Source organism: Proteus sp. FZP2095, assembly GCF_023701425.1.
Classification (GTDB): Bacteria; Pseudomonadota; Gammaproteobacteria; order Enterobacterales; family Enterobacteriaceae; genus Proteus; species Proteus cibarius.
The window spans coordinates 1245213-1260219 of the sequence record NZ_JAMQBJ010000001.1 but is presented as its reverse complement, the minus strand read 5'-3'; the positions used below and the strand labels follow the sequence as shown (position 1 = coordinate 1260219).

The 15007-nt window shown below is 36.7% G+C and carries 16 protein-coding genes; 9 read left to right on the top strand and 7 right to left on the bottom strand.

Translation table 11 applies throughout. The features are described 5' to 3' along the window. Positions 1-628: 628 nt before the first annotated feature. Both arsC and bepA read right to left on the bottom strand, forming a co-directional pair. Positions 629-985 carry an arsenate reductase (glutaredoxin) gene (arsC, locus tag NBG71_RS06025; protein ID WP_156733591.1) on the bottom strand — a complete coding sequence of 119 codons (357 nt, stop codon included), beginning with the start codon at positions 983-985 and terminating at the stop codon, positions 629-631. 8 nt (positions 986-993) lie between these two features. After that, positions 994-2466: a beta-barrel assembly-enhancing protease gene (bepA, locus tag NBG71_RS06020; RefSeq protein ID WP_075671890.1), complete on the bottom strand. Its 1473-nt coding sequence runs from the start codon at positions 2464-2466 to the stop codon at positions 994-996. A gap of 154 nt (positions 2467-2620) precedes the next feature. On the opposite strand from bepA, the gene NBG71_RS06015 reads away from it, so the two are divergent. Further along, positions 2621-3697, top strand: a complete 1077-nt coding sequence (locus NBG71_RS06015; RefSeq protein ID WP_075671888.1) for an AI-2E family transporter — start codon at positions 2621-2623, stop codon at positions 3695-3697. Between the two features lie 85 nt (positions 3698-3782). Here the strand turns inward: NBG71_RS06015 and bcp are convergent, their stop codons facing one another. Continuing rightward, entirely contained in the window at positions 3783-4253 is a 471-nt protein-coding gene (bcp, locus tag NBG71_RS06010) for a thioredoxin-dependent thiol peroxidase (protein WP_075671886.1), read from the bottom strand. A gap of 17 nt (positions 4254-4270) precedes the next feature. Further along, the gene (locus NBG71_RS06005) at positions 4271-4828 is read right to left on the bottom strand and encodes a glycine cleavage system transcriptional repressor (RefSeq protein WP_036912784.1); all 558 of its coding nucleotides are present in this window, start codon (positions 4826-4828) and stop codon (positions 4271-4273) included. A gap of 215 nt (positions 4829-5043) precedes the next feature. Here NBG71_RS06005 and dapA point away from each other — a divergent pair, with 215 nt between their 5' ends. The 4 genes from dapA (at position 5044) to purC (ending at position 9120) form a co-directional block, all read left to right on the top strand. After that, on the top strand, positions 5044-5943 hold the full coding sequence (gene dapA, locus NBG71_RS06000) for a 4-hydroxy-tetrahydrodipicolinate synthase (RefSeq protein WP_023581903.1): 900 nt from the start codon (positions 5044-5046) through the stop codon (positions 5941-5943). Positions 5944-5959: 16 nt separating this feature from the next. Next, a complete protein-coding gene (gene bamC / locus NBG71_RS05995; RefSeq protein WP_075671884.1) occupies positions 5960-7006 on the top strand; it encodes an outer membrane protein assembly factor BamC in 1047 nt (348 codons plus the stop codon). A 287-nt stretch (positions 7007-7293) separates the two neighbouring features. After that, positions 7294-7884, top strand: coding sequence for a phosphatase PAP2 family protein (locus tag NBG71_RS05990; RefSeq protein WP_075671882.1), 591 nt, complete (start codon positions 7294-7296; stop codon positions 7882-7884). A 522-nt stretch (positions 7885-8406) separates the two neighbouring features. Continuing rightward, on the top strand, positions 8407-9120 hold the full coding sequence (gene purC / locus NBG71_RS05985) for a phosphoribosylaminoimidazolesuccinocarboxamide synthase (protein ID WP_075671880.1): 714 nt from the start codon (positions 8407-8409) through the stop codon (positions 9118-9120). 156 nt (positions 9121-9276) lie between these two features. Here the strand turns inward: purC and NBG71_RS05980 are convergent, their stop codons facing one another. Together NBG71_RS05980 and NBG71_RS05975 are read right to left on the bottom strand one after the other, a co-directional pair. Next, on the bottom strand, positions 9277-9888 hold the full coding sequence (locus NBG71_RS05980; RefSeq protein ID WP_075671878.1) for a glutathione S-transferase family protein: 612 nt from the start codon (positions 9886-9888) through the stop codon (positions 9277-9279). A 92-nt stretch (positions 9889-9980) separates the two neighbouring features. Next, entirely contained in the window at positions 9981-10679 is a 699-nt protein-coding gene (locus tag NBG71_RS05975; RefSeq protein WP_075671876.1) for a helix-turn-helix transcriptional regulator, read from the bottom strand. 224 nt (positions 10680-10903) lie between these two features. On the opposite strand from NBG71_RS05975, the gene ypfJ reads away from it, so the two are divergent. The 3 genes from ypfJ to NBG71_RS05960 all read left to right on the top strand — a co-directional run bounded on the left by ypfJ (position 10904) and on the right by NBG71_RS05960 (position 14353). Then, complete coding sequence (gene ypfJ / locus NBG71_RS05970; RefSeq protein ID WP_250916647.1) at positions 10904-11788, top strand: KPN_02809 family neutral zinc metallopeptidase; 885 nt, start codon at positions 10904-10906, stop codon at positions 11786-11788. Between the two features lie 61 nt (positions 11789-11849). Continuing rightward, positions 11850-12302 carry a DUF441 domain-containing protein gene (locus NBG71_RS05965; protein WP_006533030.1) on the top strand — a complete coding sequence of 151 codons (453 nt, stop codon included), beginning with the start codon at positions 11850-11852 and terminating at the stop codon, positions 12300-12302. Between the two features lie 2 nt (positions 12303-12304). Next, the gene (locus NBG71_RS05960; protein WP_250916646.1) at positions 12305-14353 is read left to right on the top strand and encodes a tRNA(Met) cytidine acetyltransferase TmcA; all 2049 of its coding nucleotides are present in this window, start codon (positions 12305-12307) and stop codon (positions 14351-14353) included. Here the strand turns inward: NBG71_RS05960 and NBG71_RS05955 are convergent. Next, a complete protein-coding gene (locus tag NBG71_RS05955; protein WP_075671870.1) occupies positions 14316-14525 on the bottom strand; it encodes a YpfN family protein in 210 nt (69 codons plus the stop codon). The two genes, NBG71_RS05960 and NBG71_RS05955, sit on opposite strands and share 38 nt — an antisense overlap. Before the next feature lie 98 nt (positions 14526-14623). Between NBG71_RS05955 and NBG71_RS05950 the strand changes: the two genes are divergently transcribed. After that, the gene (locus NBG71_RS05950) at positions 14624-15007 is read left to right on the top strand and encodes a DUF454 family protein (protein WP_075671868.1); all 384 of its coding nucleotides are present in this window, start codon (positions 14624-14626) and stop codon (positions 15005-15007) included.

Here is a 15007-nt window from a genome sequence, read left to right as displayed (position 1 = left end):
CCATAATGTTGGCTATAACGTTGTTTATTTCATATACATCTACAACTTCATTTCACACTGATTAATTGTCATCAAGTTAAAAACAACAATAAAAGAAGAGATAGAGTAAATAACAAATTGAAAGCTTATTGCTGTGTTGCAGTATTGTTTTAAATGTATATTTCTTGTTAATTTATTTCTTGGATGATAATGAAAAAATATTTTGGCAAGAATTTATAGTTTATCAATTCTGCTATCATATTTTCTGATGCTCATGATATGTAGGAATGCATTTGTGTAAAGAGACTTGAGTCACAATATAAATGAAACACATGATTATTTTTTTCCCATAATCGTGAGTTTATACGACTTAATGTGATCTAAATAGAAGTTTTCAAAAATGGCGATTTCTTACTCATAAAAAATATGAAATTGAGATGAAAATTTTTGAAAGCATAAAGTGATTGGTTTTTTTCTATTGTGGAAATAAGAAACACTTTGCTAATTGTAATGTTTACAATTTAACAACATTTGGTGATTGGCTTCTGATTTGAGAAAAGAGAGTAAACGATTGCGAGATTAATAATGAAGTAGATAGAAAAAAACCCATATATGTAAGAACATAAATATGGGCTTTAAATTTTGAATATTAATTAAACAGTTCTTTCACTTGTTCTGGTGGGCGGCCTAAACGGGCCTTATTACCGACAATCACAATAGGGCGTTCAATAAGTTTAGGGTTTTCATGCATTGCTTGAATTAATGCATCTTGCGATGTTTCATCAGCCAGTTTTAGCGTTTTATAAATTTCTTCCTTTGTACGCATTAACTCTCTTGCGTCATCAAAATCTAATGCTTTGAGCAGTGTTTTAAGTTCCGTTATAGAAGGAGCTGTATCTAGATAGTGAATAACATTAGGTGTTATTTGCATTTCTTCTAGTAAATGTAAGGTTTCACGGCTTTTTGAACAGCGTGGATTGTGATAAATCGTCACTTTCTTGGTCATGTTGTCCCTTATTTAAATTGACTATCTCTTTGCTGAATTTTTCTTAATTGGTCTATACGTGCATCAAAGCGAGCTTGATCGTTACTACCTAATTTAACTTGTCGGCTTGCATCACCTAAATAACGAATTGCCGTTTCAAAGTCACCTCTTAGGGCCAAATCTTCTGCATAAGCGGCTAATTCATGAGCTCTATCACCTTGTTTAGCTGAATTTTCTGCCATTAATTGCCAACCGATAGGATCGTTTGGATTGTCAAAGGTATAACGATAAAGCAGGCGGTTAGCTTCGTTATATTGCTTATTATGCATATATGAATTAGCTAAGTTGGCAATAAGAACATTGTTATTGGGTTTTTGTTTCAATGCCTGTTGTAATCTTGCAACCGCATCGCCTGCACGGTTTTGTTCTAAATCGATATCCGTCATGGCATCAATAAGCCAAATATTATTCGGCTCTTTTTCTAACATCGGAGTGAGCAGCTTTCTTGCGTCATCAAATTTACGATCACGAGAATAGATCAGTATTAACGCATAATTAGCCGCTGATTTTTCAAGAGCAGTACCTTGTTTAAATTGATCAAGTGTTGTTTGTAATGCATTCTCTGATGTTGGATTTTTCGTCAACATGGTTAATACACGCATTTTTGCAAACAGAAAATCAGCTGACTGTGGGATCTGTCGAGCAGGGAATTGACTTGCTCGGCTTCTTGCATCGGATAAACGGCTATCGGGCAAGGGATGCGTTAATAACATTTCAGGCGGTTTAGAGCTATATCGTACTTGGTCTGCAAGAATTTGCATAAAATCAGGCATCCCTTTGGGATCAAACCCAGCACGGTAGAGTGTTTGTATTCCGATACGATCTGCTTCTTGCTCGTTCATTTGCGTGAATGTGATCATATTTTGCTGCATACCTGCCATGCTTCCCGTAAAGGTCGCAAGGCCTGCATTCGGATTCGCCATAAATATCAGAATAGAACCTAATACCCCCGCAAGAGCAAGAGGCGTTGTTTTAGCCTGATCTTCAAGCATTCGTGCTAAATGTCGTTGAGTAACGTGTGTGATTTCGTGAGCCATAACAGAGGCTAATTCACTTTCTGTTCGGCTATATCGAAAGAGCGCGGAATGCAAAACAATGTTTCCCCCAAAATAAGCAAAGGCGTTAATATTGGGGTTGTTAACTAAATAAAAGTGAAAAGGGGTTTTGACCGAACTAGCGTTCGAAACGAGTTTTTGTCCTAAATTATTAATATAGTTAGAAAGTAATGGGTCAAAAACTAATGGTGCACTATTTCGCAGTTGGCGAGTATAGTAATCACCCATAGCGATTTCTTGATTGATGCTTAATGTTGAACCTGCGGTGGTTCCCATATCAGGTAAAGAGTCTTCAATATCAATCGCAGCCTGAGCAGGTACTACTGATGTTGATAGCAACGCAGAAACAAGAAGCGCGACTAATGGTTTTTTAAGTCTGAGTTTCATACAACTGTATCCTGATAGCTATCTTAACGAAAAATTAATAATTAATGATGTATGATAGCAAAACCTAACGTAAAATCTGTCAAAAGATTATTGCTTATGTAAATGAATACATACAGCTCTATTATTCTGATTATTATAAAGGATCTTTATTTTCATGCTGGACTTGCTTGTTCAATGGTACAAACGCCGATTTGCTGATCCACAAGTTATCGCCCTTGTGGTCATTTTGATTGCCGGCTTTTCAATTCTGTATTTTTTCAGTGGCATACTAGCTCCTTTATTAGTGGCAATTGTGCTTGCTTATCTTTTAGAGTGGCCAACTCATTTACTTGAGAAATTAGGATGCGCCCGTATATGGGCAGTATCGATAATTCTGACACTCTTTATTGGTATTAGTGCCATTGTAATTTTGATTTTAGCGCCAACGGTGTGGCAACAGGGGATGACACTAATTTCAGATATCCCAAATATGATCAATAAGTTCAATGCATTTGCGCAGGAATTACCGGATCGTTTCCCTGCATTAATGGATGCAGGTATTGTTGATATGATGGCAGAAAACTTACGCAGTAAGTTCTCAACGGTGGCTGAATCTGTATTAAAAGTGTCTTTAGCTTCGTTAATCGGAATTATTACACTGTCGATTTATCTTATTCTTGTGCCTTTAATGACGTTCTTCTTACTTAAAGATAAACAACAGATGCTTAATGCGGTTCGCCGTGTTTTACCAAAAAACAGAATATTGGCAGCTCAAGTTTGGATTGAAGTTAACCAGCAAATTACCAATTATATTCGGGGTAAAGTAACCGAAATGATAATTGTGGGTGTTTTCACTTATTTTGTATTTGCTTTCTTCGACTTGCGCTACTCTGTATTACTTGCTGTTATTGTCGGTGTTTCTGTTTTAGTCCCTTATGTTGGTGCTGTTTTAGCAACGATCCCCGTTATTGTGATTGCATTATCTCAGTGGGGATTAGGTTCTGATTTCTGGGCGTTATTTATCGCTTATCTTGTTGTTCAAGGATTGGATAGTAATTTATTAGTGCCAATTTTGTACTCTGAAGCTGTAAATATGCACCCTTTAGTCATTATATTGTCAGTGATTATATTCGGTGGAATGTGGGGATTTTGGGGTGTTTTCTTTGCTATACCATTAGCAACGCTGATAAAAGCAGTATTGCATGCATTACCTGATGAAATTGCGAATGAGCAATATACAAAGAAAAGCTAAGTACCGCCTTGAATGTATTAATAAAAAATAAATAAAAAAACAGACAGTGAAAACTGTCTGTTATCTTATCAATTCAAAGCATTTATTATGGATGCTGAGTGAGATATTCGAGAACGACTTGATGGTGATTACTGGTTTTAAAGTTATCAAATACGTGTTCGATAACACCATTTTTGTCAATTAAGAATGTTGTACGATGAATGCCATCGTAAGTTTTCCCCATAAATTGCTTTTCTCCCCAGATACCAAACTCTTCTGCAATTTTATGATCTTCATCTGAAAGCAACGTGAAATTTAACATCTCTTTTTCAGCGAAACGGGAAAGCTTTTCTGATTTATCAGTGCTGATGCCGAGAACTTCAACCTTAGCTTTTTTTAGTGCATCCATTTCATCACGTAAGCCACAAGCTTGAGTTGTACAACCAGGTGTCATTGCTTTAGGGTAAAAATAAACAAGCACACGTTGGCCAGCGAAATCAGATAAATTAATTGTTTCTCCATCTTGGTCGGGCAGACTGAATTGAGGCGCCTTTTCACCGGCTTTTAATGGGTTCATTAGGTCATTCTCCATTTTTACTGTTTCATCATCAGACTATTTACGATACTTATTGTGCCTTGAGCGTTCAGCTCTGTACATAATTGATTAAATTTCTCATTAATAACAAGACCATGATCATCTAATGGATTATGCGCCGTAATTTGTATTTCTAAACGCGCAGGTGAACCATCTTCTGACGGGTGTGTTTTAGATATTAATTCAGCAAGATTAAAATTATGTTGGCTAAATAGATTAGTAAAGCGTTCTACAATACCGGGCGCATCTTCAATATCAACTTTTGCTGCGATTGTTGAAGGATAGGTAATCGGTGCACCATTGGTGGTCCTTTTCATTACGGTCAATAGATCCAGTTCCGCACTTTTAATGGGCAACAACGCTTCTAATTGTGCGATAGCGTTCCAGCCACCTGAAAGTAGCATGATAAACGTAAACTCTTGACCAAACATCGCAAGTCGGCTGTCCTCGATATTACATCCGCATTGGCTGACTAATTGTGTAATGGTATCAACAATACCAGGACGGTCAGCACCTAATGCAGTAATGACGAGAAAATGTTTATCAGGTATGGGCAAAATAAGGTTCCTTTTGACTTTCAGTTTATTCTTAACAGGTAAACACAAATTTCGATTTCTGCCAAGATCTCAGGCTCACTATCTTCAATTATTATATCTCTTTAATTCATATCAAAGAATATTAGCAAATTTCATTAGAAACCTAGAGTTAAGTAGTTTTCAATAGAGCAATGAATGAGTACCATTGAGTATACGTCTATCTCGGAGCAATGATTATGGTGAATAACGAATTTAATTTTACAGGCAGTATGGTGGCATTGGTTACACCAATGGACGCAAAAGGCAATGTTGACCGGGTTAGTTTACGTAAATTAGTTGACTATCATGTTAATGCAGGCAGTGCTGCAATAGTTTCTGTTGGTACAACAGGAGAATCTGCAACATTAAGTCATGACGAGCATGTTGATGTCGTTCTAATGACATTAGATATGGCTGATGGGCGTATTCCTGTGATTGCTGGTACTGGTGCTAATGCAACATCTGAAGCTGTTTGGTTTACACAACAGTTTGAAAATAAAGGTATTGCAGGTTGTTTAAGTGTCACGCCTTATTATAATAAACCTTCACAAGAAGGATTATATCAGCACTTTAAAGCGATTTCTGAAAGCACTGCGTTACCACAAATCCTGTATAATGTACCGGGTCGTACTGGATGCGATTTATTGCCTGTAACAGTTGCACGTTTAGCCAAGTTGGATAATATTGTGGCAATTAAAGAGGCGACAGGGAACTTAAGTCGTGTTAGTCAAATCCAAGAGTTGGTTAATGATGATAGTTTTATCTTATTGAGTGGCGATGACGCATCATCATTAGACTTTATGCAACTTGGCGGTCATGGTGTTATTTCGGTTACTGCTAACGTTGCTGCGTCAGAGATGGTAGAATTATGTCGATTAGCAAATGCGGGTGAGTTTGCAAAAGCACGTGAACTTAATCGACGTCTGATGGACTTACATCATCAGTTATTTGTTGAACCTAATCCAATCCCAGCTAAATGGGCGTGTCAACGTATTGGATTGATTGAAGACGCCACATTGCGCTTACCTATGACTCCGTTGACATCATCAGGTCAGCAAATTGTTGAGAAAGCGCTGTTAACAGCGGGAATACTGTAAAACTTAGGGAATTTTAATGGCAACACTATTGCATAAATCAAAGATTATGAAAGTCGCGGGTCTGTCGCTGGTGGTTTTACTGGCAGCCTGTTCAAGTGATCAGCGCTATAAACGTCAGGTCAGTGGTGATGAGTCTTATTTAGAGACGGCAGGGCTAAAGAATTTAGCGATTCCGGCGGGTATGGTGTTGCCTTTGCAAAATGGGGAATATGACATTCCAACCCCTAAAAAAACTGAACCTGTTGGTTTAGCGCTTGATATTCGTCCACCAACTCAAGCACTGAATCTGTTAAGTGGTTCACGTAGTGAAAATAATGCAGATAACAGCCGTTTGTTATTACCAAATACACCTGAAAACACAACACTGTATGAGCAAGTTAGCTCTATCTTAAAAGAGAAAGGTGTTGCAATTGTCAAAAGTGATGCTGGGCAAAAAGAGATTCACACTGATTGGATCACATGGTTACGTGCAGATGAAAACGTACCTTTCCAAACTCGTCAGCGTTTAGTGATTGCTCAGTCAGGTAATGTTATTTCGTTAACAGTGACGAACGAAGGTTTACGCCAAGGCGAAACTGAGATAACAGATCCGACTGAAGTGAAGCGTTACAATATTTTGATGCTTAACGAATTGGTTGACGGCTTAAATCGTATGCGTAATTTAAGCGAAAATACGGCAAGCAGTAGCTTACAAGGTATTATCGATGTCCAAAGTGGCAGTGATAATGCGGGTCTTCCAGTGATTATCGTTCGTGCACCATTTGATGTGGTTTGGGATAGATTGCCTATCGCATTAGAAAGTGTTGGTATGAAGATGGGCGATCGCACACGTTCTAAAGGTTCAATTGAAGTAACCTATAAAGGAATGAGCAGTGCGAACTGGAGTGCGTTAGGTGTTGATAGACCAACTGTTGAAGAAGCGGATTATAAATTACAAGTCGGCGATTTAAATAACCGCAGTAGTTTACAATTTATCAGTGATAAAGGTAAACCATTAACACAATCACAAAATGATCAAATGGTTGCTGCACTGAAAGCTGCTTTCAGTAAACCAGTTAAATAAGTATTATTCTTTAAAAATATGAGAAGCCGCACAATAAACATTGTGCGGCTTTTTTATGATCTTAACTTAATTGTATTAATCTAAATTGAAATTTATTTATAAAAATGCAATTGAGGCTATCAAATTAAACATCATTAATTGAATGCTCTTTTAATGATAGGATTTAATTTAAATTTATTAATAATATTAATCTTAATGCAATACGCTTAAATTTATGCAATATTGCGTCAATTCTTATTCTTAAATAAAAATAACAAAGCATTCTCTGACTATATGAAGGAGTATTTATGAGTGCAGGTGATATGATTATTCACTTGATATTAAGTGGGATACTTATTGTAGGTGTTTATCAGTTTTATTTTTTTACTCAACGATATACATTGAGAGAAGTGAAAGTTATTAATTCACCAATTGATGAAAAAATTCCTTTCTGGCCATGGTGGTCATGGATCTATAGCTTTTTATATTATCCTGCAATTTTATATCTCAACTGGATCATTCAAGACTCAAGACAATTCATTATGATTGTTTTTAGTTATATTGTTTTGTTAGTCATGCAAATGTTTTTCTTTGTTGTGTTCCCTGTTGCAACCCCTGCACATTGGCGCACCTTAAACCCAGGAAAAACAGCGTCAGAGAAATTTCTTAAGTTTGTTCAGTATTTTGATGATTCCTCAAACTGCTTCCCGAGTATGCACGTTTCGGTTGCAACACTCACCGCATGTCTTGCTTATGCAACCTTAGGGCCTTGGGTTTTCTTATTCCCATTATTTATTGCATTATCTTGCATGTTCACGAAACAACATTACTTAATTGATTTACCTGCTGGTGCTTTATTAGGTTGGCTTGCTTATGAGATCTACTGTTACATTATTTAATTAAAGTATGATGTTATTAATAGATAACATGGGTCTTTTAAAATATAAAAAATAGATTAGAGATAATAATTAAAACTTGCTGATGCTAACACTGATAACCAGATTAAATTTCAATAAAAAGAAATTAATCTGGTTTTTTATTATTGATTACTCAAAATAAATGTAATGTGAAACAGAACTAATACTTACTAAGAATATCATCTGAAAATAGAAATAATGGAGTGATATAATCTATAATTATTCTTATTCTGACTTTTTATTTTTTATATATTCTAATTTTATCAAGCGATTTTTATTGGTGATTATAACTTTCGTTATTAGTGTAATTATTCAATAGAATTAATTGAAGTATGATTTCTTATAACAGAGATTATTTTTAATAAAAAATGTTGTGAACTCTGGGTTAAGGGCGAGATTTTTTAGTGATAGCACTCACGTTTTAAAAGCTTTTTTGTCTGATCTAGAGTAGAGTATGGGAAGCAAATTTCTTGTTAAACCTATCACATCTTTGGAGTGTGTCAGATGCAGAAAAAAGCTGAGTTGTATCGTGGAAAAGCCAAAACGGTCTATGCCACTGAATCTTCTGATTTTCTTATCCTTGAATTCAGAAATGATACATCAGCGTTAGATGGCCAACGTATTGAACAGTTTGATCGTAAAGGCATGGTAAATAACAAATTTAACCATTTCATTATGAATAAACTGGAAGAAGCGGGTATCCCAACGCAGATGGAACGTTTGCTTTCTGATAATGAAGTGCTAGTAAAAAAACTCGATATGGTACCTGTTGAATGCGTTATTCGTAATCGTGCTGCGGGATCATTAGTCAAACGTTTAGGTATCGAAGAAGGTACGCTTTTAAACCCACCAATCTTTGATTTATTCTTAAAAGATGATGCTCGTCATGATCCTATGGTCAATGAATCTTACTGTGAAACTTTTGGCTGGGTGTCTAAAGAAAACCTCGCAGAAATGAAACGTTTGAGCTATAAAGCAAACGATGTCCTTAGCGAAATCTTTGATAAAGCAGGACTTATTTTAGTCGATTTTAAACTTGAGTTTGGTCTATTTCACGGCAAAGTTGTATTAGGTGATGAGTTCTCTCCTGATGGTAGCCGTCTATGGGATAAAAAGACCTTAGATAAAATGGATAAAGACCGTTTCCGTCAAAGCTTAGGCGGATTAATAGAAGCATACGAAGAAGTTGCACGTCGAATTGGTGTTTCTTTAGACTAAATACGCAAACGATTACGTCAGGTTAAATAAGATGTAATTAGAAAAGGTCAGCTTAAAAGCTGACCTTTTGTCTTAAATGGGGCGTATTAAATAGAATGTATTAAACAAGTAACTATAGCGATAGCTTAATTGAATGATGTTCAATAATAAGAAAATTTATCGTAAATCTAAGCTTTCTAATAATTGTTTAATTTCTTTATTAAGCGCAAGGCTATCAATATATTGGTTAATCAGTGGTGTAGGTTGGATCAATGCATACTTGCACAAAAATATAAGGAAATAACCCACATACACATCAACGGCCATCATATTTTTACCACAAAGATAAGGTTTAGCGCTGGCTAAGCCCGTTTCTAAGCAATGAAAAGTGCGTTCAAAAGAACCAAAACCAGATGATTTTTGTTGCTCTTCATTAAGGTCAATATCAAGCTCTTTTACAGTGAATGCCGCTTCAATAGGGCCTGCGGTAAAAAAGAACCAACGATAATAAGCAGCGCGCTCAGGTGAATTAAGGGCGGGAGCAAATCCTTTCTCAATAAACTTATCTGCTAAATAAGCACAAATTGCTGCTGTCTCTGTAACGACGACTTCACCATCAACTAATGCCGGAACTTTTGCCATCGGATTAATAGCAAGATATTCAGGGGTACGCATAGGTTCGCCATATTCTAATTCAACACGCTGATAAGGCACATCTAATATTTTTAAGAAAAGCTCAGCTGTGTTACCACGAGACATTGCATTAGTATAAAGAATAAGTTCACTCATAATGTTTCCTTACTGTGTTGATTAATATGATGTTGTTTAAACTGAAATAGCTAAGTTAAAAACAGCAAGGAAGATATTATCCAAACAGTGTCTCAATTCTTGTCAGGAGCCTCTTTCAATATCTCTTTTTTCCAACGTGAGAATAAATAGCTTTTTGGGTAAGGTAAATTATCACCTAAGACTTCATAAGAGATAATTCTATCAAGCCTAAAATGGCGATAGCTTTGGCGTAATTCACACCATGCTGCAATAACCTGAGAATCTTGAAAATAACCAACAGCAATAGGCCAAATAATCCGAGTACTTAATTTTTTTTGGACATCCTGATAATCTATTTTTGCTTTCTTTTCTTCGCGTAAACTAAAACGCATATCTTTAGCAATGGTATGATCAACTTCAATAATTCGGTTAGTAGGAACAAATAATGTGTTTTGTTCAAGCAAGGTTTGATGCTGTGCCGTTACCACGGCATTGATTTTATTAATTGCCCGTAATGCCGAGTAACTTAATTCTTTATCTGTATGACTTTCTACCCAACGTAGGCCTAAAATAAGCGCTTCAAGTTCATTAATATCAAAGGTTAATGGTGGCAGGAGTAAGCCTGATTTTAGTTGATAACCTATACCAGCTTCACCCGTGATTTCAGCACCTTGATTACGCAAAGATTCAATATCACGATAAATAGATCTGACACTAATCTGCAATTTATCTGCTAGCGCTTCTGCCGTTATCGGATAGCGATTTTCTTTTAAAATCTGCAATAAAGTGAGTAAACGTTGAGTTCGAGTCATTAAATTATCTATTTATTAGTGAAGAAAAAACACAAAGGTAAGAAATAAGAATTCTATTATGAAATGACTAGGATGTGTTGAGTTATTTTCTCTAATAGTCTCTATTATCTTGTTCTCAAAAAATAGGGAATAGAGATTGCAATTTTTTGTTATTATCTCAAATCAAGTAACGAATTTGTTCATAATAAAGCTAAAGTCGTCTATTTAAACTGTGGGGATAAGTTATGCGTTGGAATGATCGCCGAAGAAGTGACAATGTTGAAGATAGAAGAGGGCAATCTTCCTCCGCATCAGGCGGTGGTAATCTCCCATTAGGATTAATTGCACTTTTATTACGCACTAAATACGGGTTTGTGGTTATCATTATTTTAGTGATAGCTAGTTTTATGGGGTTTGATCTTAACTCATTAACAGGTGAAACCAACCAAGCACCACAACGCAACGAACAACAAAGTGCTCTTTATAATGAAGCAGCAGATTTTAGTAGCGTTGTTTTAGCCAGTACAGAAGATTTTTGGCAAACTATTTTTGCACAAGCGGGTAAACAATATAGCTATCCTAAACTTGTTTTATATACCAATAGCACCACAACGCAATGCGGTACAGGTACAAAAATAATGGGACCTTTTTATTGCCCTGCGGATAGAAAAATTTATCTCGATCTCTCTTTTTATAATGAAATGAAACATAGCCTAGGTGGTGGCGGTGAATTTGCTCAAGGTTATGTGATTTCGCATGAAGTAGGGCACTATGTTCAGCATTTATTAGGTATTACTAATCAAATGCGTGAAAAACAGCAAATGGCCCGCTCAAAAGCAGAAGCGAATCGTTTATCCGTAAAATTAGAACTGCAAGCAGACTGTTTTGCTGGAATGTGGGGACACTTTATTGCAGGTGAAGGCCGTATTGATGAAAGTGATTTATTAACAGCAATTAAAACGGCGCAAGCGATCGGTGATGACAAATTACAGAAGCAGCAACAAGGCTATGCTGTGCCTGATAGCTTTACTCACGGTACCGCAGAACAGCGTAAGACTTGGTTTATGCGTGGTTATAATAGTGGCAATATCAAATCTTGCGATACATTTGCTTCTTCGTCTTTGAACTAATACCATTCGTCAACAAATAAAAGATAATTAACTCTATAAAGAGAAAGGCTTAGGAACAAACATGAGTAACGTTGATCCCTCACTATTAATTTTGCTGGTTCTCGCCGGACTTGGCATTATTAGTCATAATATGACTGTAACGTTAGCAATGCTTGCTTTGCTAGTGATTAAAATCACGCCTCTAAATCAATATTTTCCTGTTGTTGAAAAATATGGCATGACCATCGGGATCTTAATTCTGACCATTGGGGTAATGACACCCATTGCAACAGGGCGTATTTCAGGGCAAGAAGTGCTTAACTCATTTTTAAACTGGAAATCATTATTAGCGATTGCAATAGGTATCGCGGTTTCTTGGTTAGGTGCACGAGGTGTTTCTTTAATGAATAACCAGCCTTCAACAGTTGCTGGCTTATTAGTGGGAACCGTCATTGGTGTAGCACTTTTCCGAGGTGTGCCTGTTGGGCCATTAATTGCAGCCGGTATTCTTTCATTGTTAATCGGTAAATCCTAGCTGTGCCAGTTTCCTATTTGCATCAATATCAGCAAAAGTTAGCCCAATTAGGGCAACGTCAGTTACTGCTATTAACGGGTGATCCTGCATGGCAAATGACGCAAATCCAGCAAATTACTCAATTATGCCAAGGAGATTGGGTCACTATTTCTTCCAATCAACCCCATGCTATTTTGCCTGAACAAGCTATTCGTCTGTTAGGGCGTGAGTTTCTACATGCTGTTTTTGATGCCAATGAGGGATTTAATACTGATGCTTTAGCCATGTTAACAGGCACATTAAAAGCAGGTAGTTTATTGATTTTATGTCTACCTGATATTGTAAGTTGGGATAGTTATATCGATAACGATAGTCAGCGTTGGAATGATGCTCAAGGCCTACTTTCAACACCAAATTTTATGGCATGGCTAAAAAATATTACTTTAGATGATGAACAAGTGATTGTCTGGCAACAATCAATGCCATTTCAATTTCCCACATTGATTGAAAAAACTAAGCTTTGGGCGCTTCCACAAGGTAAACCAACCGCAGAGCAGCAAGCGATTTTAGATAGTTTACTCTCATCGACATCCGGTGTTTGGAGTATTATTGCACCAAGAGGCAGAGGAAAGTCAGCGCTGGCGGGAATGTTTATCGAGCAATATCAAGGAAATGTACTGGTATGCGCGCCAGCTAAAAATAGTACAGATGTTTTATCTTCACACACCAATAAAGTCATTTCATTTTATTCTCCAGATAATTTATTAGCGCTATGCATAAATAACGAAATTCAAAGTGATTGGCTGATTATTGATGAGGCAGCTTCTCTACCTATTGCACAACTAGAAGAGCTGTGTGGTTATTTTTCTCATGTATTAATGACAACCACAGTGCAAGGTTATGAGGGAACAGGGCGCGGTTTTATGCTGAAGTTAGGAGATAACATTCCTAATTTACGTACACTTCAATTACAAACGCCCATTCGTTGGGCTAAAGATTGCCCATTAGAAAATTGGCTTAATCAATTGCTATTACTTGATGAGCCTGAGTATGATTTTGAACGCCAACAACAAGATGAGGTCGATATCCACCAGATCCAAGGAAATTGGCACAATAACATTTCACAACTACATGATTTTTATCAATTGCTTACTAGTGCGCATTATCGAACAACACCTCTTGACCTACGACGTTTACTTGATGGTCAAAAGCAACGTTATTGGTCAGCATCCATTAATAAAAAAATCGTGGGTGCTGTGTGGTGTATAGAAGAAGGAGGATTGCCTTTCGACCTCGCCCACGATGTTTGGCTAGGGACTCGTAGGCCTAGAGGTAATCTGGTTGCTCAATCATTAGTCACTTATGGTCTAACACCTGATGCAATGTGTTTGAATTCATTGCGTATTAGTCGCATTGCTGTTTTGCCTCAATATCGACGTCAAAAAATTGCCGCAACTTTAATTGCTAATATTGTAAAAGAGAGTCAAAAACAGACTATTGATTATCTTTCTGTAAGCTTTGGTTACACCGAAGTGTTGGCGCGATTTTGGATGCAATGTGGCTTTCAAATAGTGCGATTAGGAGTACATAAAGAGGCGAGCAGTGGATGTTATGCCGCAATGGCAATTTATCCATTAACAGAAAAAGGCAAACAGTTATTGCACTCTTCTTTACGTGCTTTTGCTTTGCAATATTCGCAGATAGAACAGCAAACAAAACTCTGTTTAGCGGATAAGTTAATACCAAGTCATATTGCTACACCACAAGACGATTGGTTAATGATGGCGGGTTTTGCATTTGCTCATCGACCAGCCCTTACTGTTTATGAGAGTGTTGCTAACTTTTTGGTGGGTTATGAGCAACACTATCCGTTATTAGTGGCTTTTTTTATAGACAATAAATCAGTTGAGCAGTGTGTGGCTGAGTTTTCTTTATTAGGAAAAAAAGTCTTAACTAAGCAATTAAGAGAGCAATGCGCGCACTTAATGGCTGAAAAAGATGCTCAGTTAACATCGCGTTATCAACAGTGGTTGGCTACTTATTCTCATCCTTCTTGTTTTGATTTTGTTTAGGCCAATCATCTTCATCATCCCATTTATCATTAAAATCACGATGTGGTGGTAACTTTCGCTTATTTTTAAGAAATTGCTTGGGATCGATTTTGTTCATATCTTTAATAGCGTTAATAATAATCCCTACTAAAAGAATTAAAATTACCCACCAATAGTCAGCAAGCCAGTGCATAAATAAGCCTTATATTTTAAAATTGTTGTTGAGAATGAGGATCTTTTTTATTTACTCTATAAAATAACGCGATAAAGCATGAGTTGGAAAAGCACAGCATGAAACGGATATTATTGATTATAGCAGGTTGGTTATGTGTAGGATTAGCCTCATTAGGGGTTATTTTACCTGTATTACCCACTACACCTTTCTTATTACTAGCCACATGGTGTTTTTCTCGCTCGTCAAAGCGTTTCCATTATTGGTTACTTTATCGCTCTTGGTTTGGCCCTTATTTACGATATTGGCAAACTTATCGTGCTATGCCTAAAGGGGCAAAACCTAAAGCCATCTTAGTGATCTTAATTACCTTTGCGATTTCTCTGTGGTTAGTGTCTATGCTTTGGGTCAGAATAGTATTGCTAATAATCTTAGTGTGTTTGTTGATATTTATGTGGAGGCTTCCCGTTAACGATCAACAAGAAGCTCCATGTGAAAAATGA